The organism is Nguyenibacter vanlangensis (assembly GCF_013376155.1).
GTDB lineage: Bacteria > Pseudomonadota > Alphaproteobacteria > Acetobacterales > Acetobacteraceae > Gluconacetobacter > Gluconacetobacter vanlangensis.
In genome coordinates this window covers 1-506 of the sequence record NZ_JABXXP010001300.1, presented here as the reverse complement: position 1 = coordinate 506, position 506 = coordinate 1, and the positions used below count along the sequence as shown (strand labels likewise).

The 506-nt window shown below is 69.4% G+C and carries 1 protein-coding gene and 1 pseudogene; both read right to left on the bottom strand.

Annotated elements, in window-relative coordinates; genetic code table 11:
* Positions 1-240 (bottom strand): 23S rRNA (adenine(2030)-N(6))-methyltransferase RlmJ (rlmJ, locus tag HUK84_RS22725; RefSeq protein WP_176642098.1); only part of this gene is annotated, 240 nt, incomplete at its 3' end.
* Positions 241-250: 10 nt separating this feature from the next.
* Positions 251-506, bottom strand: a pseudogene (locus HUK84_RS22720) (hypothetical protein); the annotation flags it as partial.

The following is a 506-nucleotide window of genomic DNA, read 5'->3' as shown; positions in this document are numbered from 1 at the left end:
CAGATAGGCGTCGGGCACGCCCGGCGCGGCCGATTCCAGCAGGCGGCCGATCCCCGCGCGCCACTCCCCGGTGCGTCCGGGCTGTTCGCCGGTCAGGTCGTAGCGGCCGATCCCCGCATGGGTATCCAGCACCGAAAACGCGGCCGGCTTGCGCGCCAGCGCCTGCAGGATCAGCACTAGCAGGACATGCTTCATGCAATCGGCGAAATTGCCGGCATGAAAGGCGTGACGGTAGTTCATGCGCGGTGATTCACATCGAATCGGGGCACATCGAAGAGGGGCGCATCGATGAAGATGGGGCACGCCCATGAGGAGGGGCGAACCGCTCGGCCATCTGCTCCAGCGGCCAGCGCGGCCGGGGCAGCAGGTCCAAATCCTGTCCGGCCGGCAGGCCCAGGGCCCGGCAGGCGCGGATCGTCTCGATCGCGGCCCAGCCCACCATGACGGCATTGTCGGTGCACAGGCGCAGCGGCGGCGCGGCGAAGGGCAGGCCATGCGTATCCGCC